At 72.7% G+C, this 24,746-nt stretch carries 18 protein-coding genes; 12 read left to right on the top strand and 6 right to left on the bottom strand.

Annotated features, from left to right (window positions below):
- Positions 1–3 precede the first annotated feature (3 nt).
- Positions 4–1,650 carry a WS/DGAT/MGAT family O-acyltransferase gene (locus RGQ06_RS07415; protein WP_432427205.1) on the top strand — a complete coding sequence of 549 codons (1,647 nt, stop codon included), beginning with the start codon at positions 4–6 and terminating at the stop codon, positions 1,648–1,650.
- Here RGQ06_RS07415 and RGQ06_RS07410 read toward each other — a convergent pair.
- Positions 1,643–3,253, bottom strand: a complete 1,611-nt coding sequence (locus RGQ06_RS07410) for an acyl-CoA synthetase (protein WP_432427206.1) — start codon at positions 3,251–3,253, stop codon at positions 1,643–1,645. The genes RGQ06_RS07415 and RGQ06_RS07410 overlap by 8 nt on opposite strands.
- Before the next feature lie 47 nt (positions 3,254–3,300).
- On the opposite strand from RGQ06_RS07410, the gene RGQ06_RS07405 reads away from it, so the two are divergent.
- Positions 3,301–4,077 (top strand): phytanoyl-CoA dioxygenase family protein, encoded by a 777-nt coding sequence (locus tag RGQ06_RS07405; protein ID WP_432427207.1) that lies wholly within the window; start codon positions 3,301–3,303, stop codon positions 4,075–4,077.
- A gap of 3 nt (positions 4,078–4,080) precedes the next feature.
- Here the strand turns inward: RGQ06_RS07405 and RGQ06_RS07400 are convergent, their stop codons facing one another.
- Entirely contained in the window at positions 4,081–5,673 is a 1,593-nt protein-coding gene (locus tag RGQ06_RS07400) for a diguanylate cyclase domain-containing protein (protein ID WP_432427208.1), read from the bottom strand.
- 74 nt (positions 5,674–5,747) lie between these two features.
- Between RGQ06_RS07400 and RGQ06_RS07395 the strand changes: the two genes are divergently transcribed.
- The 8 genes from RGQ06_RS07395 to RGQ06_RS07360 all read left to right on the top strand — a co-directional run bounded on the left by RGQ06_RS07395 (position 5,748) and on the right by RGQ06_RS07360 (position 16,692).
- Positions 5,748–6,731 carry a sigma-70 family RNA polymerase sigma factor gene (locus tag RGQ06_RS07395; RefSeq protein WP_432427209.1) on the top strand — a complete coding sequence of 328 codons (984 nt, stop codon included), beginning with the start codon at positions 5,748–5,750 and terminating at the stop codon, positions 6,729–6,731.
- A gap of 22 nt (positions 6,732–6,753) precedes the next feature.
- The gene (locus tag RGQ06_RS07390) at positions 6,754–8,037 is read left to right on the top strand and encodes a DUF4214 domain-containing protein (protein ID WP_432427210.1); all 1,284 of its coding nucleotides are present in this window, start codon (positions 6,754–6,756) and stop codon (positions 8,035–8,037) included.
- 47 nt (positions 8,038–8,084) lie between these two features.
- Positions 8,085–10,799, top strand: coding sequence for a pyruvate, phosphate dikinase (gene ppdK, locus RGQ06_RS07385; RefSeq protein ID WP_432427211.1), 2,715 nt, complete (start codon positions 8,085–8,087; stop codon positions 10,797–10,799).
- A complete protein-coding gene (locus RGQ06_RS07380; protein WP_432427212.1) occupies positions 10,796–11,575 on the top strand; it encodes an enoyl-CoA hydratase/isomerase family protein in 780 nt (259 codons plus the stop codon). Before ppdK ends, RGQ06_RS07380 begins: the two co-directional genes overlap by 4 nt.
- A 20-nt stretch (positions 11,576–11,595) precedes the next feature.
- Positions 11,596–12,360, top strand: a complete 765-nt coding sequence (locus RGQ06_RS07375; protein WP_432427213.1) for an enoyl-CoA hydratase-related protein — start codon at positions 11,596–11,598, stop codon at positions 12,358–12,360.
- 80 nt (positions 12,361–12,440) lie between these two features.
- Complete coding sequence (locus tag RGQ06_RS07370; RefSeq protein ID WP_432427214.1) at positions 12,441–15,347, top strand: putative bifunctional diguanylate cyclase/phosphodiesterase; 2,907 nt, start codon at positions 12,441–12,443, stop codon at positions 15,345–15,347.
- A gap of 34 nt (positions 15,348–15,381) precedes the next feature.
- Positions 15,382–15,825 carry a nitroreductase family deazaflavin-dependent oxidoreductase gene (locus RGQ06_RS07365; protein WP_432427215.1) on the top strand — a complete coding sequence of 148 codons (444 nt, stop codon included), beginning with the start codon at positions 15,382–15,384 and terminating at the stop codon, positions 15,823–15,825.
- 57 nt (positions 15,826–15,882) lie between these two features.
- Positions 15,883–16,692 carry an esterase/lipase family protein gene (locus RGQ06_RS07360; RefSeq protein ID WP_432427216.1) on the top strand — a complete coding sequence of 270 codons (810 nt, stop codon included), beginning with the start codon at positions 15,883–15,885 and terminating at the stop codon, positions 16,690–16,692.
- On the opposite strand, the gene RGQ06_RS07355 is transcribed toward RGQ06_RS07360, so the two are convergent.
- Positions 16,689–17,318, bottom strand: coding sequence for a hypothetical protein (locus RGQ06_RS07355; RefSeq protein ID WP_432427217.1), 630 nt, complete (start codon positions 17,316–17,318; stop codon positions 16,689–16,691). The genes RGQ06_RS07360 and RGQ06_RS07355 overlap by 4 nt on opposite strands.
- Positions 17,319–17,412: 94 nt before the next feature.
- Between RGQ06_RS07355 and RGQ06_RS07350 the strand changes: the two genes are divergently transcribed.
- A complete protein-coding gene (locus tag RGQ06_RS07350) occupies positions 17,413–17,958 on the top strand; it encodes a hypothetical protein (RefSeq protein ID WP_432427218.1) in 546 nt (181 codons plus the stop codon).
- Positions 17,959–18,075: 117 nt separating this feature from the next.
- Positions 18,076–21,423, top strand: coding sequence for an AAA family ATPase (locus RGQ06_RS07345; RefSeq protein ID WP_432427219.1), 3,348 nt, complete (start codon positions 18,076–18,078; stop codon positions 21,421–21,423).
- Positions 21,424–21,444: 21 nt separating this feature from the next.
- Here RGQ06_RS07345 and RGQ06_RS07340 read toward each other — a convergent pair whose 3' ends face one another.
- The 3 genes from RGQ06_RS07340 to RGQ06_RS07330 are packed head-to-tail and all read right to left on the bottom strand — an operon-like array spanning position 21,445 to position 24,641.
- Positions 21,445–21,963, bottom strand: a complete 519-nt coding sequence (locus RGQ06_RS07340) for a hypothetical protein (RefSeq protein WP_432427220.1) — start codon at positions 21,961–21,963, stop codon at positions 21,445–21,447.
- 45 nt (positions 21,964–22,008) lie between these two features.
- Entirely contained in the window at positions 22,009–24,120 is a 2,112-nt protein-coding gene (locus RGQ06_RS07335) for an NAD(+) synthase (RefSeq protein ID WP_432427221.1), read from the bottom strand.
- On the bottom strand, positions 24,117–24,641 hold the full coding sequence (locus tag RGQ06_RS07330) for a CinA family protein (protein ID WP_432427222.1): 525 nt from the start codon (positions 24,639–24,641) through the stop codon (positions 24,117–24,119). The genes RGQ06_RS07335 and RGQ06_RS07330 overlap by 4 nt, the downstream gene beginning before the upstream one ends.
- Between the last annotated feature and the right edge of the window lie 105 nt (positions 24,642–24,746).

Below are 24,746 nucleotides of genomic sequence, written 5' to 3'. Positions count from 1 at the left end.
GACATGAAGCAGCTCACCGGTCTCGACGCCACGTTCCTCTACATGGAGACACCGTCGACCTACGGGCACGTGTCGGGCCTCTCCATCTACGACCGGCCGTCGGCGGACTTCGACCCGCTGGAGGAGTGGCGCGCCCAGATCCAGCGTCGCCTCCACCTGCTCGAGCCCCTCACCCGCCGGTTGCGCAACGTGCCGTTCAACCTCGACCACCCGTTCTGGATCGAGGACCCGGACTTCGACCTCGACTTCCACGTCCGCCACACCGCGGTCCCCCCGCCCGGGCGCGACGACCAGGTGGCCGCCCTCGTCGCCCGCATCATCGCTCGGCCGCTCGACCGGTCCCGCCCCCTGTGGGAGAGCTACGTCATCGACGGCCTCGCCGGCGACCGCTTCGGCATCCTCACCAAGATCCACCACGCCACCGTGGACGGCGCCTCGGGCGTCGAGCTGCTGACGATCATGCTCGACACCACCCCCGAGGGCGACGACATCCCGAGCCCGCAGCTCGCGCCCCGCCAGCCCGAGCCGGTGCCCTCCGATGCCGAGGTCCTCGGCATGGCCGCCCGGACCCTGGCCCGCAAGCCCGGGCGGTTCCTCGTGCTCGGTGCCCGGACCATGCGCTCGCTGGGCGAGGCCAGCCGCAACCCGATCCTGCGGGCGTCGGGCGAGCAGCTGCGCGACGGGCTGCGCGGCCCGCTCGGCACGATCCTGAACCTGGGCCGGTCACGCCCGGAGGAGCGCGACGAGGCCCCCCAGCCCCTGCCCCACAACGCGCCGTCGACGATCTTCAACGCGTCCATCTCCCCGCACCGCTCCTTCGCCTACCGATCGGTGTCGATGGAGGCCATCAAGGCGATCAAGGGCGCCATCGGCTGCACCGTGAACGACGTGGTGATGGCGGTGTGCGCCGGCGGCCTGCGCACCTACCTGGAGCGACGCGACGCGCTGCCGGACCAGCCGATGGTCTCCATGGTCCCGGTGTCGATCCGCACGGGCGAGGAGGCCGAGCGCTGGTCCAACCGGGTCTCGGCGATCTTCGCCGACCTGCCCACCGACGAACCCGACCCGCTGCAGCGGATCCGCAAGGTGAACAACGCCATGGCGCTGGCCAAGGGCCTGCACGACGCCCTGCCTGCCGACCAGCTCACCGAGTTCGCCGACTTCCCCCCGCCCGCGGTGTTCGCCCGGGCCAGCCGCATGGCCACCCGGTTCCAGCTCGGCAACCGCACGACGATGCCGGTGAACATCACGATCTCGAACGTGCCCGGCCCCCGCGAGCCGCTGTACATGGCCGGGGCGAAGCTGGCCCACTACGTGCCGGTGTCCACCGTCGTGGAGGGCCAGGGGCTCAACATCACGGTGCAGAGCTACTGCGACACGCTGGACTTCGGCCTCGTCGGCTGCGCCCGCCTCGTCCCCGACATCGACGTGCTGCTCGACGACATCGTCGACGACATCGAGGGCCTGGCGAAGCTGATGGACGTCGACGTGCCCGTGGCGCTCCCGCCCGAGCGGACCCCCGGGCGGGCGCCGAAGTCGGCACCCGCCACGAAGCGGGCCACGAAGAAGCGGGCCACCAAGAAGAAGGCGGCGGTCAAGAAGAAGACGGCCACCAAGAAGCGGGCGGCGGCCAAGAAGTCCGTCAGCTGACGCCCAGGCGCTCCTGGGCCTCGCCCTTCAGGCGCTTGTAGTCGACCTTGCCGTTCACGGCCCGGCCGATGGTGTCGACCACCACCACGCGCTTGGGGGCCTTGTAGGCGGCGAGCTTGGTCTTCACGTGGGCGATGACGTCGCCCTCGTCGAGCTCGGCGCCCTCGCGGACCTGGACCACGGCGGTGACGGCCTCGCCGAACTTCTCGTCCGGCACGCCGACGGCGACGGCGTCGAAGACGGCCGGGTGGGTCTTCAGCGCCTCCTCGACCTCCTCGGGGAACACCTTCTCGCCACCGGTGTTGATGCACACCGAGCCGCGGCCGAGGAGGGAGATCTTGCCGTCGGCGTCGACGGTGGCGAAGTCGCCCGGGCAGCTGTAGCGCTGGCCGTCGATCTCGAGGAACGTGGCGGCCGTCTTCTCCGGGTCCTTGTAGTAGCCGATGGGCTGGCGCCCGCCGACGGCCAGGCGCCCGATCTCGTCCGAACCGGGGGCGATCGGCCGGTTGCTCTCGTCGATGACGATGGTCTCGGGGCTCAGCTCGAACTTCGCCGTCTCGGCGGTGGCGCCGGCGCCGGAGATGGAGGAGCCCATGCCGAGGGCCTCGGACGACGAGAAGGCGTCCATCAGCATCATCCCAGGGTGGTGGCGGAGCAGGCCCTCCTTGGTCTCCTTGCTCCACATGACGCCCGAGGACACCATGGCCAGCAGGCTGGAGAGGTCCCAGCGACCCTCGTTCTCGTCGAGGGTGCGCAGGATCGGCTTGCCGAACGCGTCGCCCACCAGGGCCACCAGGTTGACGCCCTCGCGCTCGATGGCGTCGAGCATCTCGACCGGGTCGAAGGTGCGGTTGGTGAGCGTGACCACCGAGCCGCCGCCGGACAGCGTGGACAGGCACGGGAAGTTCCCGGTGCCGTGCATCTGCGGGCAGGCGGGCAGGAAGCGGGCGCCGGGCTCGTTGAAGGTGCCCTTGATGTCCTCGACCGTGCCGTCGTCGAGGAGCGGGTTGCCGAGGGTGGCGGTGAGCTTCACGGCGAGGTCGTCCTGGCGCCACATGACGCCCTTGGGCATGCCGGTGGTGCCACCCGTGTAGAGCATGTTGAGGTCGTCGCCGGTGCGGCCCCACTCGGGCGAGACGCGGCCGGCGCCGCTGGTGGCGGCGGACTCGTAGGAGGTGGCCCACTCGGGGCAGGCGCCGCTGCCGTCGTCGACCCACAGCCAGGCCTGCACCTTCGGCAGGCGCTCGCGGATCGGCTCGATGGTGTCGACGAAGGCCCCGTGGAACACCACGCAGCCGGCATCGGCGTTGTCCCACAGGTACAGCAGCTCGTCGGCCGTGTACCGGTAGTTGGTGTTCACCGGGACGAAGGCGCCCTTGAACGCGGCGTAGGTGCCCTCGAGGTACTCGGGGCAGTTGTAGAGGTACAGGGCCACGGCCTGCTGGCGCTCCAGCCCGGCATCGAGCAGGTGCTGGGCCACGCCGTCGGCGCGTCGGTCCACCTCGGACCAGCTCCGACGGTCGTCACCGTGGATGAGGCAGGGGGCGTCGGGCAGCTCGTCAGCGACCGTCTCCCAGATGTCAGCGAAGTTCCACGTTCCCATGGGAGCATGGTGTAGCAGTTTGGGAACGCTCGTTTCCTGGAGGGGACATGATCCGCACCGTCGACTTCGACACCCAGGCGATCCTCGAGGCCGTGCACGCCGACGGCGTCGTCCTGTGCGAGCGCGTCCTCGACGCCGACCGCGTCGCGGCCATCCGCGCCGACCTGGACCGGGTGCTCGAGACCACGCCCACCGGCCGGAACGACTTCGAGGGCTACGGCACGAAGCGGATCTACAACCTGTTCGCCAAGACCCGCGCCTTCGACGAGCTGGCCATCGACCCGGTGCTGCTCGGCGTGCTCGACGACCTGCTCGGCCACTACCAGCTGTCCGCGCCCACCGGCATCCAGATCGGCCCCGGCGAGCCGGCCCAGGGCCTGCACACCGACGACAGCATCTACCCGCTGCCCCAGCCCCACGGCGAGGTGGTGGTGAACACGATGTGGGCCTTCGACGACTTCACGCGGGCCAACGGCGCCACCCGCTTCGTCGAGGGCAGCCACCGGTGGGGGCCGGACCGCTGGCCCACCGAGGACGACCCCGTCGTCGACGCCGAGATGCCCGCCGGGAGCGTGGCCTTCTACTCCGGCTCGATCTGGCACGGAGGCGGGGCCAACGCCACGGACCGCCCCCGCCTCGGGGTCATCCTCGAGTACGCCGCCGCCTGGCTGCGCCCGCAGGAGAACCACGTCGTCGGCGTGACCCCCGAGGTGGTGGCGACGCTGCCCGAGCGGCTCCAGGAGCTGCTCGGGTACAACATCTTCCCGCCCTTCGTGGGCTACGTGGACGGCCGCCACCCGAAGCGGTTCCTGCCCGCCCCCTGACCTTCAGCCGACGGTGTGCCCGCCGCCCCGGATGCCCTTCGAGGCGTACATCGCCCCGTCGGCGCGGGCCACGAGGGTGTCGGCGTCGACGCGCTCGCCGCCGGGGACCCACGCCACGCCGACGCTGGCCGACACGGTGATGCGCTGGTGGCGGAACCCGACGGGGTCGCGGAGGGACGAGGCGATGCGCTGGGCCAGCTCGGCCGCACCGTCCTCGGAGCCCAGGCCGGTGCACACGGCCACGAACTCGTCGCCGCCCATCCGACCCACGGCATCGTGCTCCCGGACGGCGGACCGCAGGCGGGCGCCGACCGCCTGCAGGACCTCGTCGCCGGCGGCGTGGCCGTGGCCGTCGTTGACGACCTTGAAGTCGTCGACGTCGACGTAGACCACCGCCACGTCGACCCCGCTGGCGAGGCGCTCCTCCAGGGCCTCGAGCACGCTGGCCCGGTTGAAGCAGCCGGTGAGGTCGTCCATCGTGGCCCGGCGCTCCAGCTCCTCCCGGAGGCGCACGGACTCCGTGACGTCGGTGAGGACGCCGACCGCGCCGGTGACGGCACCCTCCACCGTCAGGGCCCGCAGGGCGAGGGTGCACCGCCGGAGGTCGAGCGTGCCGAGCACCTGGATCTCGAGCTCGAGATCCACGTCGGTGCCGGCGAGCACCGCGGCGAGCGCCCGATCGAAGGCCATCTCGTCGCGCACGGTGCTGAGCATCGTGGCCTGGTCGTCGCCGGGGAGCGTGCCGAGGATCTCGTGCAGGCGGGCGTTCGCCAGCTGCAGCCGCTCGTCGGCGTCGATGTGGAACACGCCGACCGGCATCGACTCGGTCAGGCGGCGCAGCACCTGCTCGCTGGCGGCGAGCGCCTCCTGGGCGGCCACCTCCTCGCCGACGTCGACCATCTCGCACTCGACGTGGCCCGCCTCGTCGAGGAGGTTGCGATTGGAGATGTCGAGCCAGAGCCAGCTGCCGTCGGCACAGGCGTGCCGGAGGCGAGCACGGGTCGTGAGCCCCGGCCCGGACAGCATGTCCATCCACGCGGCGATGGCCTCCTCCTGGTCGTCGGGGTGGATGAAGTCCAGCGACCGCACGCCGACCATGTCCTCGACCCGCCACCCGAGCAGCTCGGAGACGTTGCGGTCGATGTCGACCAGCACGGCGAGGCCGTCCTTGCGTGAGCGGACGACCTTGGCCCGCGAGCCCTCGGGGATCGGCGGCGACTCGGGCACCTCGACCCGACCGCCACCGTCGTCCACGGCGAACACCATGAGGTGCACGCCCAGCTCGTCACGGGCGTCGATGAAGTGCATCGTCCCCGCGGCGTCGGTGTCCCGGAGGCGAGCATCGACCGTGGTGTCGTCGCCCAAGCGGGCCCGCTCCCAGGCTTCGATCACCGCGGCACGGTCGACGCCGTCGACCAGGTCGGTCGCGGATCGCAACCCGGTGCGGTGGTGGTCGTCGCCGAGGTCCAGCCCCTCGGGCACGGGCACGAACAGCCCGTCGTCTCCCACCGCTGCCACGATCGCGCCCGGGTGGTCGCGCAGCACCGCTGCGAGCTCCCGAGACGCGCCGCCGCCGTCGTCCTTCGTTTTCCCCACGGTGGGACACCGTAGGCGGACGCGAGGCGAAGACCGGTGGCGGAGCGGTGCCGGGGCGGAACAGACTCGTCCCGATGACGACGGCGATCCGGCCCGACGACCTCGATCCGTTCCTGCGCGACGGGTTCGAGCGGCACCGCCGCGAGCTCACCGGGTACTGCTACCGGATGCTCGGCTCGCCGTCGGAGGCCGACGACGCCGTGCAGGACACGCTGCTCAAGGCGTGGCAGGCCTTCGACCGCTTCGAAGGGCGATCGTCGCTGCGCTCGTGGCTCCACCGCATCGCCCACAACGTGTGCATGGACATGCACCGCAGCCCCCAGCGCAGAGCCCGCCCGATGGAGATGGGCCCCGCCACCAAGGTCGACGACGTGGTGCTCGGCGACTGGCAGGAGGAGACCCTGTTCGTGCAGCCCGTGCGCGACGACCAGGTCCTCGACCTCGGCGCCGACCCCGCTGACGTCGCCGCGGCGCGGGAGTCGATCCGCCTCGCCTTCGTCGCCGCCCTCCAGCACCTGCCGGTCAAGCAGCGTTCGACCCTGATCCTGTGCGACGTGCTCCGGTGGCCGGCGGCCGAGGTCGCCGAGCTCCTCGAGACCTCGGTCGCCTCGGTCAACAGCGCGCTGCAGCGGGCCCGGGCCACGCTCGAGCAGCGCCGGGACGAGCCGCTCGATGCCCGGCTCGACCCGCAGCACGAGGATCTCCTGGCCCGGTACGTGGAGGCCTTCGAGCGCTACGACATCCCCGCCGTGGTCGCCCTCATGCGCGAGGACGCCGTGCTCTCCATGCCCCCGTGGGACACCTGGCTGGAGGGCCGCGACGAGGTCGGCGCGTGGATGCTCGGCCAGGGCATCGGGTGCAAGGACTCGCTCCTGGTGCCCATCGACGTCAACGGCACCGCCGGCTACGCCGCCTACAAGCCGGGCGACGACGGTGGCCGCCACCCGTGGGCCGTCCAGGTCATCGAGGTCGCCGGCGGCCGCATCGTCGGCCACCACAACTTCATCGGCCCCGAGCTGTTCGCTCGCTTCGGCCTCCCCGACCACCTGCCCGGCTGAGCGCCCGGCGTAGGGTCGCGCCGTGCTGGGGGCCCGAACGCGCGCTGCGCTGACCTCGATCGCGCTGGCGATCGCCCTGCTCGGGCCGCTGCTCGCGGTCGCGCCCGCCCCGTCGGCGGGTGCGGACACCGATGCGGCCCGGGCCTACGTCGAGGCGACGCACCGGCTCTTCCTCGGCCGCGCCCCGACCGGCGACGAGTCCTCCCGGTGGGCCGCCACCGTCGCCCTCGGCGACCGCGGGGCGCTGACCCGCTCGCTGGCCGCCTCCGACGAGTGGGCCGGCTCCCGCGTCGACCAGCTGTACCGATCGGTGCTCGGCCGGCCGTCCGAGCCCGGGGGCCGGGCCCACTGGGTCGGCCGCATCGCTGCCGGGCACACGCTCGAGGCCGTCGCCGCCTTCCTCTACGGCAGCGACGAGTACTACGGCCTCAGCGGGTCGACGCCCGCCGGCTTCGTGGACCGGGTGTACACGGGCATCCTCGGCCGGGCCCCGGACGACGACGGCCGGCGGTACTGGGTGGGGCGCCTGGCCACCGGCGCGACCCGCGCCGACGTGGCCGCCGGCTTCTACGCCTCGATCGAGTCCCGCAGCGATCGGGTGACGGCCCTGTTCCACGCCGTCCTCGACCGGGCGCCCGACCACTCGGGCCACGACCACTGGGTCGAGCAGGTGCAGCGCCTCGGCGACGTCGCGCTGGCCTCGTTCCTGGCCGCCAGCGACGAGCAGTACCGGCGCACCACCGGCGAAGCCCCACCGCCGCCACCCACCCGGGGCACCGGCACCGGGTTCCAGCCCTACGCGCGCGCCGGCGGCGTGGAGCTGGTGCACCCCGTCGCCCTCGTCGAGACGGTCGGCTTCCACGAGTCCGGCCACGACGGCGGCCGGCAGCAGGACGCGCTGGCCACCGCGGTGCGACCCCGCACCCTCCCCACCCGGTACCGGGGCACGGGCAGCCGCACCGCGGCCGACATCGTGGTCCCGCCCGACACCGCGGTCCGCTCCCCCGTGACCGGAACCGTGAAGTCCGCCGGCACCTACGTCCTGTACTGCCGCTACCGCGACGACAAGGTCGTCATCCGCCCCGACGGCGCTCCCGACTGGGAGGTGACGGTCCTGCACATCACGGGCGTGCAGGTGCAGGCGGGGGACCGGGTCGTCGCCGGCATCACCCCGCTCGCGCCGCGGGCAACCCCGCTGCCGTTCGAGTCGCAGGTCGACCGCTACACCGGATCGCCCTCGTGGCCCCACGTGCACGTCGAGGTCCTCGACCCCCGGGTCCCCGACCGCCCCTCCGGTGGTTGCTGACCCGAGACCCTGTACCGGCTCGGACGCGAGGGGGTAGACACCGCCCCATGACACGTTGGGTGTACGGGTTCGACGAGATCGATGCGGCCAAGGCGGCGGTGGACGACGACTGGGACCGCGTCCGCGGCCTCCTCGGCGGGAAGGGGGCGAACCTGGCCGACATGGCGTCGCTCGGCGTCCCGGTGCCGCCGGGCTTCACCATCACCACCGAGGCGTGCAACGCGTTCATCGCCGGCGACGGCGCCCTCCCCGACGGGCTGTGGGACGAGGTGCTCACCGCGGTGCGGGACATGGAGGAGGCCAGCGGCAAGACCTACGGCGGCACCGACAACCCCCTGCTGGTGGCGGTGCGCTCGGGCGCCAAGTTCTCGATGCCCGGGATGATGGACACCGTCCTCAACGTCGGCCTCAACGACGAGGTCGCCGCCGCGATGATCGAGCGCACCGGCGACGAGCGCTTCGTGCTCGACTCCCACCGCCGACTCGTGCAGATGTTCGCCACCGTCGTGCTCGGCATGGACGGCGACCCCTTCGAGGAGATCCTGCGCGAGCACCGCGGCACCCACGGCGTCATCAACGACGCCGACCTTCCGCCCGAGGCCCTGCGCGCCACGGTCGACTCGTTCCGCGCCCACGTCCGGGCCCGCTCGGCGACGCCCTTCCCGGAGGACCCCTACGACCAGCTGCGCCTGGCCACCGAGGCCGTGTTCCACAGCTGGAACAGCCGTCGCGCCTTCGACTACCGGCGGGCCGCCAAGATCGCCGACGACCTCGGCACGGCGGTGAACGTCGTGGCCATGGTCTTCGGCAACACGGGCACCAACTCGGGCACCGGCGTGCTGATGTCACGCAACCCCACCAACGGCGAGCCCAAGCTCGAAGGCGACTACCTGCTCAACGCCCAGGGCGAGGACGTCGTCGCCGGCAACCGGGAGACCAAGCCGATCGAGCAGCTGGCCGACGACCTCCCGGACGCTGCGGAGGAGCTCGGCGCCATCGCCCGGCGCCTCGAGGAGCACTACCGCGAGATGCAGGACATGGAGTTCACCGTCGAGGACGGCACGCTCTGGCTGCTGCAGACCCGCACCGGCAAGCGCACCGCCCAGGCCGCGGTGCGCATCGCGGTCGACATGGCCGACGAGGGGCTCATCACCAAGGCCGAGGCCGTGGGCCGGGTCACGCCCGACCAGGTCGACTTCTTCCTCCACCCCCAGTTCTCGCCCGAGTCCCTCGCCGACCTGACCGCGGTGGCCCAGGGCCTCAACGTCTCCCCCGGCGCCGCAGTCGGCGTCGTCGCGTTCGACCCCGACCTCGCCGAGCGGTGGGGCCGGGACGGGCGCGACGTCGTGCTCGTGCGCCACGAGACCAAGCCCGACGACGTGCACGGCATGCTCGCCGCCACCGGCATCCTCACCTCGAGCGGCGGCCGGACCAGCCACGCCGCCCTGGTCGCCCGCCAGTTCGGCAAGCCCGCCGTCACCGGCGCGTCCGCCATCGACATCGACATGGCGAGCCGCACCCTCACCGTCGGCAACGACACGCTGCACGAGGGGGAGTGGATCTCCATCGACGGCACGTCGGGGAACATCTACCTCGGCAAGGTCGAGACGGTGGCGCCCGACCTCGACAACGAGTGGCTCACGACCGTGCTCGGCTGGGCCGACGAGTTCCGCACCCTCGGCGTGCGGGCCAACTCCGACGAGCCCGAGGACGCGGCCCGGGCCCGGTCCTACGGCGCCGAGGGCATCGGCCTGTGCCGCACCGAGCACATGTTCTTCGATCCCGAGCGGCTGCCGATCGTCCAGCGGATGATCACCGCACCGAACCTGGCCGAGCGCAAGGAGGCGCTGGACGAGATGCGCGAGTTCCAGCGGGCCGACTTCGCCGGGCTGTTCGAGGCCATGGACGGCCTCCCCGTCATCCTGCGCCTGCTCGACCCGCCGCTGCACGAGTTCCTGCCGTCCTGGGAGGAGCTGCACCGGCACCAGACCGACCTGCAGCTGCGCCTGGTCCGCGCCGCCGACCTCGAGACGGTCGAGCGCCTCGTCCGGGAGCTGTCCGAGGTCCACGACATGCTCGGCCGGGTCGAGGCGCTGCGGGAGACCAACCCGATGCTCGGCCTCCGCGGCGTGCGCCTCGGCATCACGATGCCCGAGATCACCCGCATGCAGGCCCGGGCCGTCTTCGAGGCGGCCGTCGAGGTGGCCGAGCGGGGTGGGGACCCCAAGCCCGAGATCATGGTCCCGCTCGTGAGCGAAGCCACCGAGCTCGCCCGGCAGCGCCAGCTGATCGACGAGGTCGCCGAGGCCGTGTTCGAGGAGGCGGGCCGTCGGGTCGAGTACCAGGTCGGCACGATGATCGAGGTGCCCCGGGCCGCGCTCACCAGCGAGGACATCGCGGAGCACGCCGACTTCCTGTCCTTCGGCACCAACGACCTGACCCAGACCACGTTCGCCATCAGCCGGGACGACGCCGAGCAGGCATTCCTGCTGCAGTACCTGGCCGACAAGATCCTCACCGAGAACCCCTTCGCCAGCATCGACGCGAAGGGCGTGGGCCGGCTCATGGGCATCGCCCTCGACGGCGCCCGGTCGACCAAACCGGCGATCGAGACCGGGGTGTGCGGCGAGCACGGCGGTGATCCCGCATCGATCGCCCTGTGCCACGACATGGGCCTGACCTACGTCAGCTGCTCCGCCTACCGCATCCCCGTCGCCCGCCTGGCCGCCGCCCAGGCCGCCCTGGCGGCAGGTGCGTCGTGACCGGCACCGCACCGACCCCACCCGGGTTCGAGACCGTCGAGGTCGCCGTCGACGGCGCCACCGGGTCACTCTGGCTCGCCCGTCCCGACAAGCTGAACCCGCTGTCCACGCAGACGCTGCGGGAGCTGGAGGACGCCGCCCGCTGGTTCGACCAGCACCCCGACCTCAAGGTCGTCACGGTGGGCGGCCGGGGCCGGGCGTTCAGCGCCGGCGCCGACCTGGGTGCGTTCACCGGGGAGGGCGGTCGCGGCGACCGGGAGCAGGGGTGGCGCACGGCGCGGGCCCTCGAGGAGATGCGCGCCGTCACCGTGGCCCGCATCCAGGGCTGGTGCGTCGGTGGCGGCCTCGTGGTCGCCGCCGCGTGCGACCTGCGGATCGCCGCCGCAACGGCCCGCTTCTCCATCCCCGAGATCGACCTCGGCATCCCGCTGGCCTGGGGCGGCATCCCCCGCCTGGTGCGCGAGATCGGCCCGGCCCGCACCAAGGAGCTGGTGATGACCGGCCGGGAGTTCTCCCCCGAGGAGGCGCTGGCCGCCGGGTTCCTCAACCGGATCGTCGACGACGACGAGCTCGATGCCGCCGTCGCGACGCTGGTCGACCAGCTCGTCACCAAGCCCAAGCTCGGCCTGCTCGCCACCAAGGCCCACACCAACGCGGTCACCGAGTCCATGGTCGGCACCGGTCGCTCGTGGGCGGACGCCGACGGCCTCGAGGCCGGCCTGCGCGACCCCGAGGGCCGGGCCGTGCGCCAGGCGTACCTCGACCGCAAGGGCTGACGGCGCGCGAGCATCGGGACATGCCTGCGCTGACCTCGACCCGCGACGGCGACGTCGTCACCATCACCCTCACCGCGCCGGAGCGTCGCAACCCGCTCTCGACGTCGACCCTGCGCGAGCTCGGATCCGCCCTCGACGAGGCCGCCGCGTCCGATGCCCTGGCCGTGGTGCTCGCCTCCACCGGCTCGGTGTGGAGCACCGGGCACGACCTGAAGGAGATGTCGACCCTCGACGAGACCAGCCTCCGCGAGCTGTTCACCACCTGCACGCGCGTGATGCGCACCATCGAGACGATGCCCCAGCCGGTGGTGGCCCGGGTGCACGCGCTCGCCACCGCGGCCGGGTGCCAGCTCGTCGCCAGCTGCGACCTCGCCGTCGCCGGCGCCTCGGCCCGCTTCGCCACCCCCGGCGGCAAGGGTGGCCTGTTCTGCCACACCCCGATGGTGGCCGTCGCCCGCAACGTCGGGCGCAAGCGCGCCCTGGAGATGGCGCTGTCGGGTGACGAGATCGATGCCGAGACCGCCGCCGACTGGGGCCTGGTCAACCAGGTGGTCCCCGACGACGAGCTCGACGGTGCGGTGGCTGAGCTCGTCCGCCGGGTGACGCGGGGATCGCGGGCGTCCAAGGCGCTCGGCAAGCAGACGCTCTACGCGCAGATGGACCTGACCATGGACCAGGCCTACGACATGGCCATCGATGTCATGGCCCGGAACGCGGCGACCGGCGACGGCGCCGAGGGGATCGCGGCATTCGCGGAGAAGCGCCCGCCCCGGTTCGCCCGCTGAGGGCACGAATCGGGCGTCCCGCCCCGGTTTTCCGCCGTCCGACCCTCAGGTCGGTCCCCCGGACGGCCGATGATGGAGGCATGGAGCCCAGGGAACGCCGCGGTGTCGATGCAGCGCGCGTGCCCGGTCGCTCCTCCAACGTCTTCCTGCTCCTCGGCCTGTCCGCTGCCGCCCTGACGGTCGTGGCCGACGACCCGCTGCGCGGCTGGATGCTCGCCGCCGCCAGCCTGGCCGGGGCCGTGGCCGCCACCGTCGCCGTCCGGCGGGACCCGGACCGCGCCAACCCGGCCTGGTACTTCATGGCCGGCGCGTGGATCCTCGTGCCCGCCTACGTGATCTGGTACCCGCTCGCCGTGGCGTGGGACCTGGAGCTCACGTCGCCGGCCATCACCGACTGGCTCTTCCTGGGCGCGTACGGGCTGTTCCTCGTCGGGCTCAGCAAGGTCATCGGCCGACGGAGCACGACGGACCGCTGGATCGACGTGCTCGACACGCTGATCATCGGCGTGGGCTTCGGCGTCCTGGCCTGGATCATCTTCATCGGCCCGTACCTCGACGCCGACGACATGACGCTCGCCGCCCGGCTGGTGACCATCTCCTACACGGTGGTGAACCTGCTCCTGCTCGGGGCCATCGTGCGCATGCTGGTGCAGGGCGGCATCTCGTCCCGCGGCGATCGCCTGCTGGCGGCGTGGGTCCTGGCCCAGCTCGTCGCCGACCTGCTCTACGCGATGTCGTCGCTGAGCGGCACGTTCCGCGTGCAGGACGAGGTGGTGAGCCTCTACCCGATCTCCTTCGTGCTCTTCGGCGCCGCCCTGCTGCACCCGACGACGATGGCGCCGCCGACCGTGGACAACGACCGTTCGATCCGGGGGGCGCGCCGCTTCGCGCTGGTGGTGCCGGCCGCGCTCATCGCGCCGCTCGCCCTCATGGCCCTCGGGCTGCGCGCCGGCAGCGCCGACATCGTCATCGTCTCCCTCCTCGCCGCCGCCCTGTTCGGCCTCGTGCTGTGGCGGGTCTGGCTGCTCTTCGTCGACGTCGAGGAGCACCGCCGCACCCAGCAGCAGCTGACCCGCTCGATCGAGCAGGAGCGGCGTCGCACCATCGAGAACCAGCAGCTGCTCGCCTCGCTGAGCGAGCGCCAGCTGCTGACCGATCGCCTCTCGCGCATCCAGCGCAAGATCTCCACCCGGGCACCGCTGCAGGAGGTGCTCGACGCCATCACCCAGGGTGCCGCCGACCTGGTCCACGCCGACATCGCCGCGCTGCGCTTCGTGGACGAGGACGACCCCGACTTCATGATCATGGTCTCCTCGGTCGGCGTCGAGGAGGCCATCGCCGACGCGGTGCGGCGCGCACCGGTGGGGGTCGGCGTCGGCGGCCAGGCGATCGTCACCAACAAGCTCTGCATCCAGGACGCCTACACGGACTGGGACAACGCCATCACCCAGTTCGCCGCCGACGGCCTGCAGAGCGCGCTCGCCACGCCGGTCCACCTCGGTGCCGAGCCCATCGGCAGCCTCGTCGTGGCCACCCACCGCCCCGACCGGCGCTACTCGACCGCCGAGCAGGACGCCCTCATCAGCTTCGCCGAGCACGTCAGCATCGCCCTCAACGACGCGCGCTCGGTGCGGGCCATGAACGACGCCCTCGAGCAGGCCGTGCACCAGGCGATGCACGACGAGCTCACCGGGCTGCCCAACCGGGCCTGCTTCTACGACCGGGCCGAGCAGGCGCTGAAGGCAGCCACCCGGAACGGCACGGCCACGGCCGTGCTGCTGTTCGACCTCGACCGGTTCAAGGAGATCAACGACACGCTCGGCCACCGCTACGGCGACCGGGTGCTCTGCGCGATCGAGCCGAGGCTCGCACCGCTGCTGCGGGCGTCGGACACCATCGCCCGGCTCGGCGGTGACGAGTTCTGCGTGCTGCTCCCCGACGTGGCCGGCCTCGACGACGCGATGGACGTGGCCAACCGGCTGACCCGGGCCCTCGAGGAGCCCCTGGACGTGGACGGCATGACCCTGGTCGTGGAGGCCAGCTGCGGCGTGACGGTCGCACCCGACCACGGGACCACGGCGGACCTGCTGCTCCAGCGCTCCGACATCGCCATGTACGCGGCCAAGCGCTCCCACCAGAGCGTGTCCGCCTACGAGGACGACCTCGACCGCAACACGCCGGACCGCCTCGCCCTCCTCGGCGAGCTGCGCCACGCCGTGATCCACGAAGAGCTGGTCGTGCACTTCCAGCCCCAGATCGACCTCGCCACCGGGGAGGTCGAGGGCGCCGAGGCACTCGTGCGCTGGCAGCACCCCCGACGGGGACTGCTCGCCCCCGACGTCTTCGTCCCGCTGGCCGAGGACACCGGGTTCATCCACCAGCTCACGACCTGGGTGCTCGACGCGTCGCTGGCCCAGATGCGCCGCTGGATGGACGAGCCCACGGGGAGCGGCATCGGCCCGGACTTCACCGTGGCGGTCAACCTGTCGACCCACAGCCTCCTCGACGACTGCTTCGCCACCGAGGTCAGCATCGCCCTCGACCGGGCCGGCGTCCCGCCTGAGCGCCTCGCCCTCGAGATCACCGAGACGACCCTCATGGCCGACCCGGAGCGGGCGACCCGAGTGCTGACCACCCTCGCCGAACGGGGGGTGCGCTTCGCCATCGACGACTTCGGCACCGGCTACTCGTCGCTCGCGTCGCTGAAGGACCTCCCGGTCCACGACCTCAAGATCGACAAGTCCTTCGTGGCCGGGATGGACGAGGGCTCCGACGACGCCGTGATCGTGCGCTCCGTGATCGAGCTCGGCCACACCCTCGGCCTGCGCACCATCGCCGAGGGCGCCGAGACCGAGGAGATGCTCGACCGCCTGTCCGACCTGGGCTGCGACAGCGCCCAGGGCTACGGCGTCGCCCGGCCGATGACGGCGTGCGAGCTGGTCGCCTGGATCCAGGCTCGCGCCGCCAGCGGCGTCGCCGTCGCCTGAGCACGCCGGCTCCGTCCGGGCCTAGGTTCGGACCATGCCACTGATCGGTGAGTACGAACCGAGCCCGTCGGACTGGGTGCGCGAGCAGGTCGAGACCTACGAGCGCACGAACGGCAAGGAGGGCAACACCCTCCTCGACACCGGGTTGCCGGTGATCATCGTGACCACGCGCGGCCACAAGACCGGCAAGCTCCGCAAGACGCCGCTGATGCGGGTCGAGCACGACGGCGAGTACGCCCTCGTCGCCTCCAAGGGCGGCGCCCCCGAGCACCCGGAGTGGTACCACAACCTGGTCGCCGACCCGACCGCCGTCATGATCCAGGACGGCCCCGAGCCATGGGATGCCGTCGTGCGCCAGGTCGAGGGCGAGGAGCGCGCCGAGTGGTACGAGCGCGCCGTCGCCGCCTTCCCGCCGTATGCCGAGTACCAGGAGAAGACCGACCGGGAGATCCCGGTCTTCATCGCCAGCCGCCCCTGACGTCAGCGCTGGCTAGTGTGACGCTCGACACACGTACGACCTGAAGGGGCGTCTTCCATGACCCGCACTCGAGCAAGCGTGACGCTGCTGCTGGCGGCGGTGATGGCCTTGGTCCTGGCGGTGCCCGTCGGCGCCGCGAAGGGCGGCAACGGAGGGGGCAACGGCGGCGGGAAGCCGACCACCACGGCGCCGGAGGAGACGACCACCACGGCCTCGACCACCACGGCGCCGGAGGAGACGACCACCACGGCCCCGACGACGACGGCACCCGCCCCGGACCGGGACCCGATCCTGTTCGTGCACGGCTGGAACTCGAGCGGCAGCACCTGGGACACGATGGTCGACCGCTTCCTCGCCGACGGCTACGCCGCGGAGGAGCTGATGGCGTTCTCGTACAACACGTCGCAGTCCAACCGCACCACGGCGGCCGAGATCGCCGACCGGGTCGCCACGCTCCTCACCGTCAACGAGGCCGACCAGGTCGACATCATCGCCCACTCCATGGGCAGCCTCTCGTCCCGCCACTACGTGAAGTTCCTCGGCGGGATGGACGGGGACGTCGACACCTGGGTCTCCCTCGGCGGACCCAACCACGGGACCGACACCGCCTACTTCTGCTGGTCGACGGCGTGCACGGAGATGTGGCCCGGCTCGTCCTTCCTCGACGACCTGAACGCCGGCGACGAGACGCCCGGCTCGATCGTGCGCTACGCCACCTGGTGGTCACCCTGCGACTCGGTGATCAACCCGGACAGCAGCGTCCCGGTCAGCGGGGGTGCGGTGAACACCGAGACCGCCTGCATCGGGCACAGCGACCTCCACCAGGACGCCACGGTCTACGGCCAGGTCGCCGCCTTCATCGACTAGTCCGCCGGGCAGGAGAAGGCGAAGGAGCCGGCGACCGGTTCGGCGTCGCCGGCCATCACCGCCATCAGGTCGATGAAGATCGCCTCGCCGCTGACCGTCTGGGCGTCGGCGTCGATGTCGATGGCGGTGACGTCGAGCTCGCTCGCGTCGACCCCATCGGGCAGGTTGAAGCCGAAGATGTTGTCCTGGCCGGTCTCCCACTGCTGGTAGGGCTCCTCGCTGCGGACCGTGACGCCGCCGGCGGTCTCCCAACCCTCGCTGGCATCCCGCTCCTGCCAGTCCTCGGGGGGGAAGTCGAAGGTCACCTCGATGTTCTCCGGGTCCTCGGTGCCCTCGGCGACGCCCCCGAGGGCGCCGAACATCTCCAGGCAGCTGGTGACGGTGAGCTCGTGGCGGACATCGCCGAGCTCGATGTAGCCCGACCCACCCGGCTCTGCGGGAGCGGCATCGCCACCCTCGGCCCCCTCGTCCGCGTCGTCTCCCGATGCCGCTGCGTCCTCCACCAGGTCGGCGTCGTCGGTCGCCGCGACGGCGTCATCGTCATCCCCGCAGGCCGCGAGGAGCATCGAGGCGGCCACGAGGGCAGCGGCGGCGGAACGGGAGCGGTGGAAGCGGAGGTTGTGCACGGCCCGGACGGTACGAGGGGCCTCTGTGAGGATCCTGAAAGCCCGGACCCGGGCGCTCACAGCGCACTGAAAGCGGGTGCGCCATCCTCCCCCCATGAGTGCTGCCCGACGATCCCTGTCCGCCCTGCTCCTCACGCTGCTGGTGCTCGCCGGCGCCTGCGGCGACGACGACACCGAGGCGGCGACGGCCCCGGCCGAGGAGGACGTGGCCGACGCCGCAGCCGACGAGGAGAGCGGCGCGGACGACGGGGGCAGCGCGGACGAGGAGGGTGCGGAGGACGGGCCCGCACCCTCCTCGGGGTCGAGCGGACGCCTCGAGCTCGGCGACGAGTCGTGGAACTTCTTCCTCGGCGACATGACGACGGCGATGTGCTCGGTCTCCGACGGCTCGGCGCAGGTCCAGGACCTGCGGGCGGCCGACGGCAGCTGGGTCGCGGCGACGGTCGCCGGCGACGTGGTCGAGGTCGTGCTGCGCGGACCGGACGGGAACCGGGCGTGGGTGACGGGCAACATGGGCGAGGCCGAGGGCGTCGACGTGGACGTCAACACGATGGATGGCGTGCTCATGGTCCAGGGCACGTGGGTGCGAGCCGATGACCCGGGCACCACCGAGGAGGGGAACCTCGTCGTGACGTGCTGACGGTGGCGCGAGCCGCGGGCGGGGCGACCCGGGAGCGGGCTCCCGGATGGGGCATGATCTGGGCCACTTGCGCGGCCCGGGCCGTGCGCCCACCGCTGCCCCCTTCCGTCGCCCCCGATGCCGCCATCCTCCCCGTCCCCCACCCACGACGCACCAGACGAGCGCTGGACCGATGCCTTCGTCGGACGGGACCACGAGCTGGCCGAGGTGCTCGAGCTGCTCGAACGGTCCCGGGACGGCGTCGCCGTCTGCCTCCTCGCCGGCGACGCCGGGATGGGCAAGACCCGCCTCGCCCGTGAGCTCGAGGCCCACGCGGTCGAGCGCGGCCACCGGGTCGTCTGGGGCCTGGGGTGGGCCGACACCGGCTCCCCGCCCTACTGGCCCTGGACCCAGGTGGTCCGCCAGCTGCTCGGCCGGCGCAGCGGCACCGACCTCGCCGCGCTGGTGCTGGCCGAGGGCGCAGCCGCCGATCGGGCCGAGCTGTTCGACGCCACCGCGGCCATCATCGAGCAGGCTGCCGCCCGCCGGCCCCTGGTCGTGGTGCTCGACGACCTCCACGTCGCCGACCCCCCGACGATCGCCCTCCTCGGCTTCGTGGCGACCCACCTGCGGGAGGTGCCGCTGCTCGTGGTCGCCACCATCCGCGACCGCGAGGTCCGCCGGCGAGCCGAGCTGGCCGATGCGCTGGGCCGGCTCGACCGCCACGCGACCACCATCACCCTCGCGGGCCTCGACGTCACCGCCGTCGGCCGCCTCGTCGGCAGCCGGTCCCGGGCCCGGGACCTCCACGCCGCCACCGGCGGCAACCCGATGTTCCTGGAGCAGGTCCAGCGGGGCGACATCGACACCGCCGACACCCTGGTGTCGGTCCTGCAGACCCGCGTCGCCCAGCTCCCCCCGGAGGTCGCCCGGACCGTCGCCACCGCTGCTCTCGTCGGCCCCGACCCGGCACCGGACGCGCTCGCCACCGTCCTCGACCTCCCGGTCCAGATCGTCCAGGAGCACCTGGCCACCGCCGCGGCCCACGGGCTGTTCGATCGCACCGACGCCCGTCCGGCCCATCCCCTCACCGCCGATGCGGCTCTGCGATCCCTGGCCGACGGCGACCGCGAGGCGCTGCACGCGGCAGCGGCGGACCGCCTGCCGTCGGCCAGCCCGGCGGACCGGGCCCACCACCTGCTGCACGCCGGCCCGGCCCGCTGGCGAGATGCCGTGGACGCATGCGCGCAGGCCGCCGACGCGGCGCGGGTGTCACACGCCCACGAGGACGCGGTCGGGCACCTCCGGCGCGCCGTGGAGCTGGCCCAGCACCACGAGGCCGGAGCGGCGGTCCTCGCCGACCTCACGCTCGCCCTCGCCGGGTCGGTCGTGGAGGCGTCGGGCCGGGCCGACGCCGAGGACCTCTACCTGAGCGCGTGGGCCCTGGCCGAGGCGACCGACGATCCGTGGCTCATCGGACGAGCAGGCGCTCGGCACGGCACGCAGTACTACTTCGCCGGCGACATCACCCATGCGGTGGCCGCGAACGCCCGGGTCGCCCTCGATCGCCTCGGCGACGGCGACACCGAGCTGCACGCCCGCCTCCACGCGACCCTGGCGGCGGCGAGCATCGTGGAGGCGCCCGTCGACGCCGTGGACCACGCCGGCCGGGCCGTGCAGATCGCCCGGCGCTGCGGTGACCCGGCGGCGACGGCTGCTGCGCTGGTGGCCGAGCAGGTGGCCGATCTCGGACCGGCGACGCTGTTCCGCCGGCTGGAGACCGCCCGGGAGATCATCGCCCTCGCCGAGGAGGCCCGCACGCCGGATCTGGCGGTGCACGGCCGCTTCCTGCTCATGGGGGCGCTGCTCGAGCGGGGCGAGGTCGGTGAGCTCGACGCCCAGCTCCGCCAGCAGGACGCCCGCATCGACGAGTTCGCCTCGCCCCGCTTCGCTCGCCACGCCCTCTGGTTCCGCTGCACCCGGGCCATGCTCGACGGCGACGCCGATGCGGTCGAGGCCCTGGCCGACGAGTGCTTCGAGATCGCCGACCGACTCGGCGACCCCGACGGGATCGCGGTGTTCGGCGCCCAGTACGGCGTCGCCCGATGGATGCGGGGCCTGGTGCTCGAGATGGAGGGCGCCTACGTCGACAGCGCGCGGGCCGACCCGGACGAACCGGTGTGGCGGGGGGTGCTCGCCTGGCTCTGGGGCACCCACGGACGCCTCGACGAGGCCCGCGGGGCGCTCGACCTCGTGCCGCCCGCGACCGAGCTCGCGTCAGGCCAGTACACGCTGCTCACGTTGGTGACCGCGGCCGATGCGGCCCTGGCGGTGGACGACCCTGACCGTGCCGCCGAGCTGTGGGAGGCGCTGCTGCCCTACGCCGACCGGGTGGTGCCCATCGCCATGGGAGCTGCCTGCTGGGGCACGGTCGCTCACCGCCTCGGCGCCCTGGCCCTCCGGCTCGGCCACGTCGAGGAGGGCGTGGCCCACCTCGAGCAGGCGATCTCGCTCTGCGCCCGCCTCGGCGCCCGCCCGTGGCTGGCCGAAGCCCAGCTGTCCCTCGCCGACGCGCTCCTCGACACCGGCCATCCGGCGCCAGGCCGGGTGCAGCAGCTGGTGTCCGAGGCGGCTGCGACCGCCGCCGCGCTCGGCCTGGGCGCCCTCGACGCGCAGCTCGACGCCGTCCAGGCACGCCTCGATGGTCGCCCGGCGGCGGGGAGCAAGGAGCCCGTCGCCCGCGCCGAGCCGGCCCTCGTCGTCGCGGCGCCGGCCCGCCCCCGCCTCGCCGTCCTCGGCACCTTCGAGGTGCTGGCGGCGGACGGCTCGACCCCGCGGTGGACGTCGCGCAAGGCCCGCCAGCTGCTGAAGATCCTCATCGCCCGTCGGGGCGCGCCGATCGCGCGCGACCACGTCATGCACCTCCTGTGGCCCGACCAGGAGCCCGAGCTCCTGCGCAACCGCCTGTCGGTGGCGCTCTCCACGGTGCGCCGCGCCCTCGACCCCGCCCGGTCCTCGCCCGCGAGCCGCTTCGTGGCCGCCGAGTCCGACACGTTGCGCCTCGTGCTCGCCCACGTCGACCTCGACACCGAGGAGTTCCTCGCCGCGGCGCAGCGCGCCATCGACGCGCACCGGGCCGGCGACCCTGGTGCCCCCACCGCGCTGCGCGAGGCCATCGACCGCCACGGGGGCGACCCCCTGCCCGACGAGCCCTACGCCGAGTGGGCCGAGCCCCTGCGTCGCGAGGTCACCGGCCTGCTGCTGACCACGCTGCGCTGCCACGCGGAGTCGACCGTCGCCACCGGCGACCACGTCGGAGCCGCGGCGACCTTCCGACGCCTCCTCGAGGTCGACCCCTACGACGAACCAGCCCACCTCGGACTGGTCGAGACGTTGCGGTCCCTCGGCGCCCACGGCCAGGCCGAGGCCGCCCGCCGCCGCTACCTGGACGCGATGGCCGAGCTCGGCCTGCCGACGGGCGGCTGACCGCGCCGTCCGCCACCGGCGTCAGCCGACGTCCAGGACCACCTCGGAACCGTCGGCGGGCACCTCCACCGCGTCGAGGACCTCGAGCACCTCGATCCCGGCGAAGGGATCCTCGGGATCGACGGCTCGACCGCGGATGGCCTCGGCGGTGACCGGCCCGCCGGCGGTCACCGCCAAGGAGATCTCTGCGCTGTCGACGAACACGGTGAACAGCATCTGGGTGGGTTCCTCGTCGAGGGTGAACTCCTGGTCCATGGACGGCTGCTCGGTCCCGTCGGAGACCGCCACCGTCTCGAGCGACACGACGGTGCCGGGCTCACCGGTCAGCTGCCAGCCGAGCACGGCATCATCGCCGGCCTCGTCCCCGGCGGCATCGGGCTCGGCAGGATCCACCTCGGCTGCGTCGTCCTGATCGTCCACGAGGACGTCATCGGCGGGCGCCACCGCACCGTCGTCGTCGTCTCCGCAGCCGGCGAGCACCAAGGCCAGCCCGGCCAGCACGGCGAGCACCGAGCGGGGAAGGGCGGAGGTGGCTCGCATGCCGTGACCGTACGGACGGCCCTGTGAGGATCCTGAAAGCGGTGCTCAGCCCTGGTCCGGGGCCGGCGGCAGGTTCCGGTCGAGCTCGTCGAGGAAGGGCGTGGCGGTGCCATCCGAGGGGGCACGCCAGTCGCCCCGGGGTGACAGGGCGCCGCCGCCGGAGACCTTGGGGCCGTTCGGCATGGCCGAGCGCTTGAACTGGCTGAAGCCGAAGAAGCGCCACAGGAACTCGCGCAGCCACTGGCGGATGATGTCGAGGTCGTAGGCGTTGCGCTTGTCCTCGGGGAAGCCCTCGGGCCAGCGGCCGGCGTCTGCGTCGCGCCAGGCGTGCCAGGCGAGGAAGGCCACCTTCGACGGGGCCAGGCCCTGGCGGGCGATGTGGTGCAGGAAGAAGTCGTGGAGCTCGTAGGGGCCGATCTGGTCCTCGGTGCTCTGGATCTCGGCCGGGTCGTCGGACCCTGCTTCCTCGTTGGGCAGATCCTCGTGGCTCGGCACCAGCTCGGGGGAGATCACCGTCTCCAGGATCGACAGCAGGATGCGGTCGGTCTCCGGGTCCCACTGGTCGGTGCGCACCGTCCAGCGGATCAGGTGCTGGATCAGCGTCTTCGGCACCCCGCTGTTCACGTTGTAGTGGCTCATCTGGTCGCCGACGCCGTAGGTGCACCAGCCCAGCGCCAGCTCGGAGAGGTCGCCGGTGCCGAGCACGAAGCCCCGGTTGTCGTTGGCCAGGCGGAACAGGTAGTCGGTGCGCAGGCCGGCCTGGACGTTCTCGAACGCGATGTCGTACACCGGCTCGCCGCTGGCGAAGGGGTGGTCCATGTCGGCCAGCATCTGGCGAGCCGCCGGGCGGATGTCGATCTCCTGGCCGGTGACGCCGAGGGCCTCCATGAGCGCCCACGCGTTGGACTTGGTCGAGTCGCTGGTGGCGAACCCAGGCATCGTGTACCCGAGGATGCCGCTGCGGTCGAGGCCCATCCGGTCGAAGGCCTTGGCCGCGACGATGAGTGCGTGGGTCGAGTCCAGCCCTCCGGACACACCGATCACGACGTGCTCGGCCTTGATCGCCCGGAAGCGGGTGACGAGACCCTCGACCTGGATGTTGAACGCCTCGTAGCAGTCCTGGTCGAGGCGCTCGGGCTCGTCGGGGACGAACGGGAACCGGGCCAGTGGGCGCAGGAGCGGGGTGACCTCCTCCGTCGGCGCGCGGCGGGCGTGGTCGAAGGTGACCACCCGGAAGCGCTCCTCGGGGTGGCCGGCGGCGACGGCGGCGTCGTTGAACGTGCCGTTGCGCATCCGTTCGAGGCGGATCCGGGCGGCGTCGACGTCGGCCACGACCATGTCGGGCTCCATGGCGAAGCGGTCGGAGTGGGCCAGCTCCTCCCCGAGCTCGTAGATCAGGCCCTGGCCGTCCCAGGCCAGGTCGGTGGTGCTCTCCCCCGGCCCGGCCGCCGAGTACACGTAGGCGGACTGGGTCCGCATCGACTGCGACGCGCACAGCAGGGCGCGGTCGCGGGCCTTGCCGATGACGATGTTGGAGGCAGACAGGTTGGTGCAGATCAGCGCGCCGGCCAGGGCACCGATGGACGACGGTGGCGTGGCCGCCCAGTAGTCCTCGCAGATCTCGACGTGGAAGTCGAGGCCATCGTGGTCGCCGGCCACGAAGCGAAGATCGGTGCCGAAGGGGACCGTCTCTCCGCCGGCCTCGATCTCGGCGCCGACGATGCCGGCGCCGGGGGCGAACCAGCGCTTCTCGTAGTACTCGCGGTAGTTGGGCAGGTAGCTCTTCGGCACCACGCCCAGCACCCGGCCGTGGGCGACCACGGCCGCGCAGTTGTACAGGCGGCCGTTGCGGGGCAGGGGCAGGCCGACGAGCAGCACGGGCTGCAGCTCGGCGGACTCCTCGACGACCCGGCGCAGCGCCCGGTCGACGGCGACGTGCATCCCGCCCTGCAGGTGGAGGTCGTCGACGGCGTAGGAGGACAGCCCCAGCTCGGGGTAGACGACGAGGTCGACGCCCTCGTCGTGGGCCCGGCGGGCCAGGTCCAGGTGGAACCCGGCGTTGCACTCGGGGTCGCCGACGGCGACGCCCGGCGTGGCGGCGGCCACCCGCACGAAGCCGTGCGTGGCGGGGTCGTGGAACGGGTGGGGGGTGCTCACAGGACCGACTCGATCATCTGGAGGGCGACGCGCATGGACTCGATCCTGACCGGTCCGCGCCCGATCGCGCCGAACCGTTCCACCCGGTGGGTGGTGGGGCCGTCCCGGCGGGCGCACGCGAAGTGCACCAGACCGGGGACGGGGCCGTCGTCGGCGTAGCCGGTGGTGGACACCGCGATGTCGGCCCTGGAGTTGGCCAGGGCCCCCTCGGCCATGGCCACCGCCACCTCCTCGCTGACCGCGCCGCACCGGTCGATGTCGGCCTGGGCCAGCCCGAGCAGCTCGCACTTGGCCGGGTCGCTGTAGACCACGAAGCCCCGCTCGAACACGCCGCTCAGGCCCTGCACGTCGGTGAGGATCGAGGCGAGCATGCCGCCGGTGCAGCTCTCGGCCGTGGTCAGCGACAGCTCGGCCGCCGCGACCCGCTCGAGCACGGCCCCGACCAGCTCCTCGACGTCGTCGGGCAGCACCGGCGAGTAGGACTCGGTCGCACCGCGCTGGTTCGTTCCTGGATCGGTCACGTGGCCACCGATACCCAGGTCACTCCGGCCTCGCAACCACCGGCTTGTCGATGGGCGGCGGGTCGTTGGTGACCCGGGGCAGGCGGCGCACCTTGAACGGGCCGT

Origin of the sequence: Salinilacustrithrix flava, assembly GCF_041228405.1 — a bacterium.
Lineage (GTDB): Bacteria > Actinomycetota > Acidimicrobiia > Acidimicrobiales > Salinilacustritrichaceae > Salinilacustrithrix > Salinilacustrithrix flava.
The sequence above is the reverse complement of the archived record's forward strand: the minus strand, read 5'-3'. Positions and strand labels throughout refer to the sequence as shown.

What these genes read in the sequence shown, in the direction of transcription:
- RGQ06_RS07360 (WP_432427216.1), top strand. Translation starts at nt 15,883, where the DNA reads ATGACCCGCACTCGAGCAAGCGTGACGCTGCTGCTGGCGGCGGTGATG.
- RGQ06_RS07365 (WP_432427215.1), top strand. Translation starts at nt 15,382, where the DNA reads ATGCCACTGATCGGTGAGTACGAACCGAGCCCGTCGGACTGGGTGCGC.
- ppdK (WP_432427211.1), top strand. Translation starts at nt 8,085, where the DNA reads ATGACACGTTGGGTGTACGGGTTCGACGAGATCGATGCGGCCAAGGCG.
- RGQ06_RS07375 (WP_432427213.1), top strand. Translation starts at nt 11,596, where the DNA reads ATGCCTGCGCTGACCTCGACCCGCGACGGCGACGTCGTCACCATCACC.
- RGQ06_RS07415 (WP_432427205.1), top strand. Translation starts at nt 4, where the DNA reads ATGAAGCAGCTCACCGGTCTCGACGCCACGTTCCTCTACATGGAGACA.
- RGQ06_RS07345 (WP_432427219.1), top strand. Translation starts at nt 18,076, where the DNA reads ATGCCGCCATCCTCCCCGTCCCCCACCCACGACGCACCAGACGAGCGC.
- RGQ06_RS07370 (WP_432427214.1), top strand. Translation starts at nt 12,441, where the DNA reads ATGGAGCCCAGGGAACGCCGCGGTGTCGATGCAGCGCGCGTGCCCGGT.
- RGQ06_RS07350 (WP_432427218.1), top strand. Translation starts at nt 17,413, where the DNA reads ATGAGTGCTGCCCGACGATCCCTGTCCGCCCTGCTCCTCACGCTGCTG.
- RGQ06_RS07395 (WP_432427209.1), top strand. Translation starts at nt 5,748, where the DNA reads ATGACGACGGCGATCCGGCCCGACGACCTCGATCCGTTCCTGCGCGAC.
- RGQ06_RS07405 (WP_432427207.1), top strand. Translation starts at nt 3,301, where the DNA reads ATGATCCGCACCGTCGACTTCGACACCCAGGCGATCCTCGAGGCCGTG.
- RGQ06_RS07410 (WP_432427206.1), bottom strand. Translation starts at nt 3,253, where the DNA reads ATGGGAACGTGGAACTTCGCTGACATCTGGGAGACGGTCGCTGACGAG.
- RGQ06_RS07340 (WP_432427220.1), bottom strand. Translation starts at nt 21,963, where the DNA reads ATGCGAGCCACCTCCGCCCTTCCCCGCTCGGTGCTCGCCGTGCTGGCC.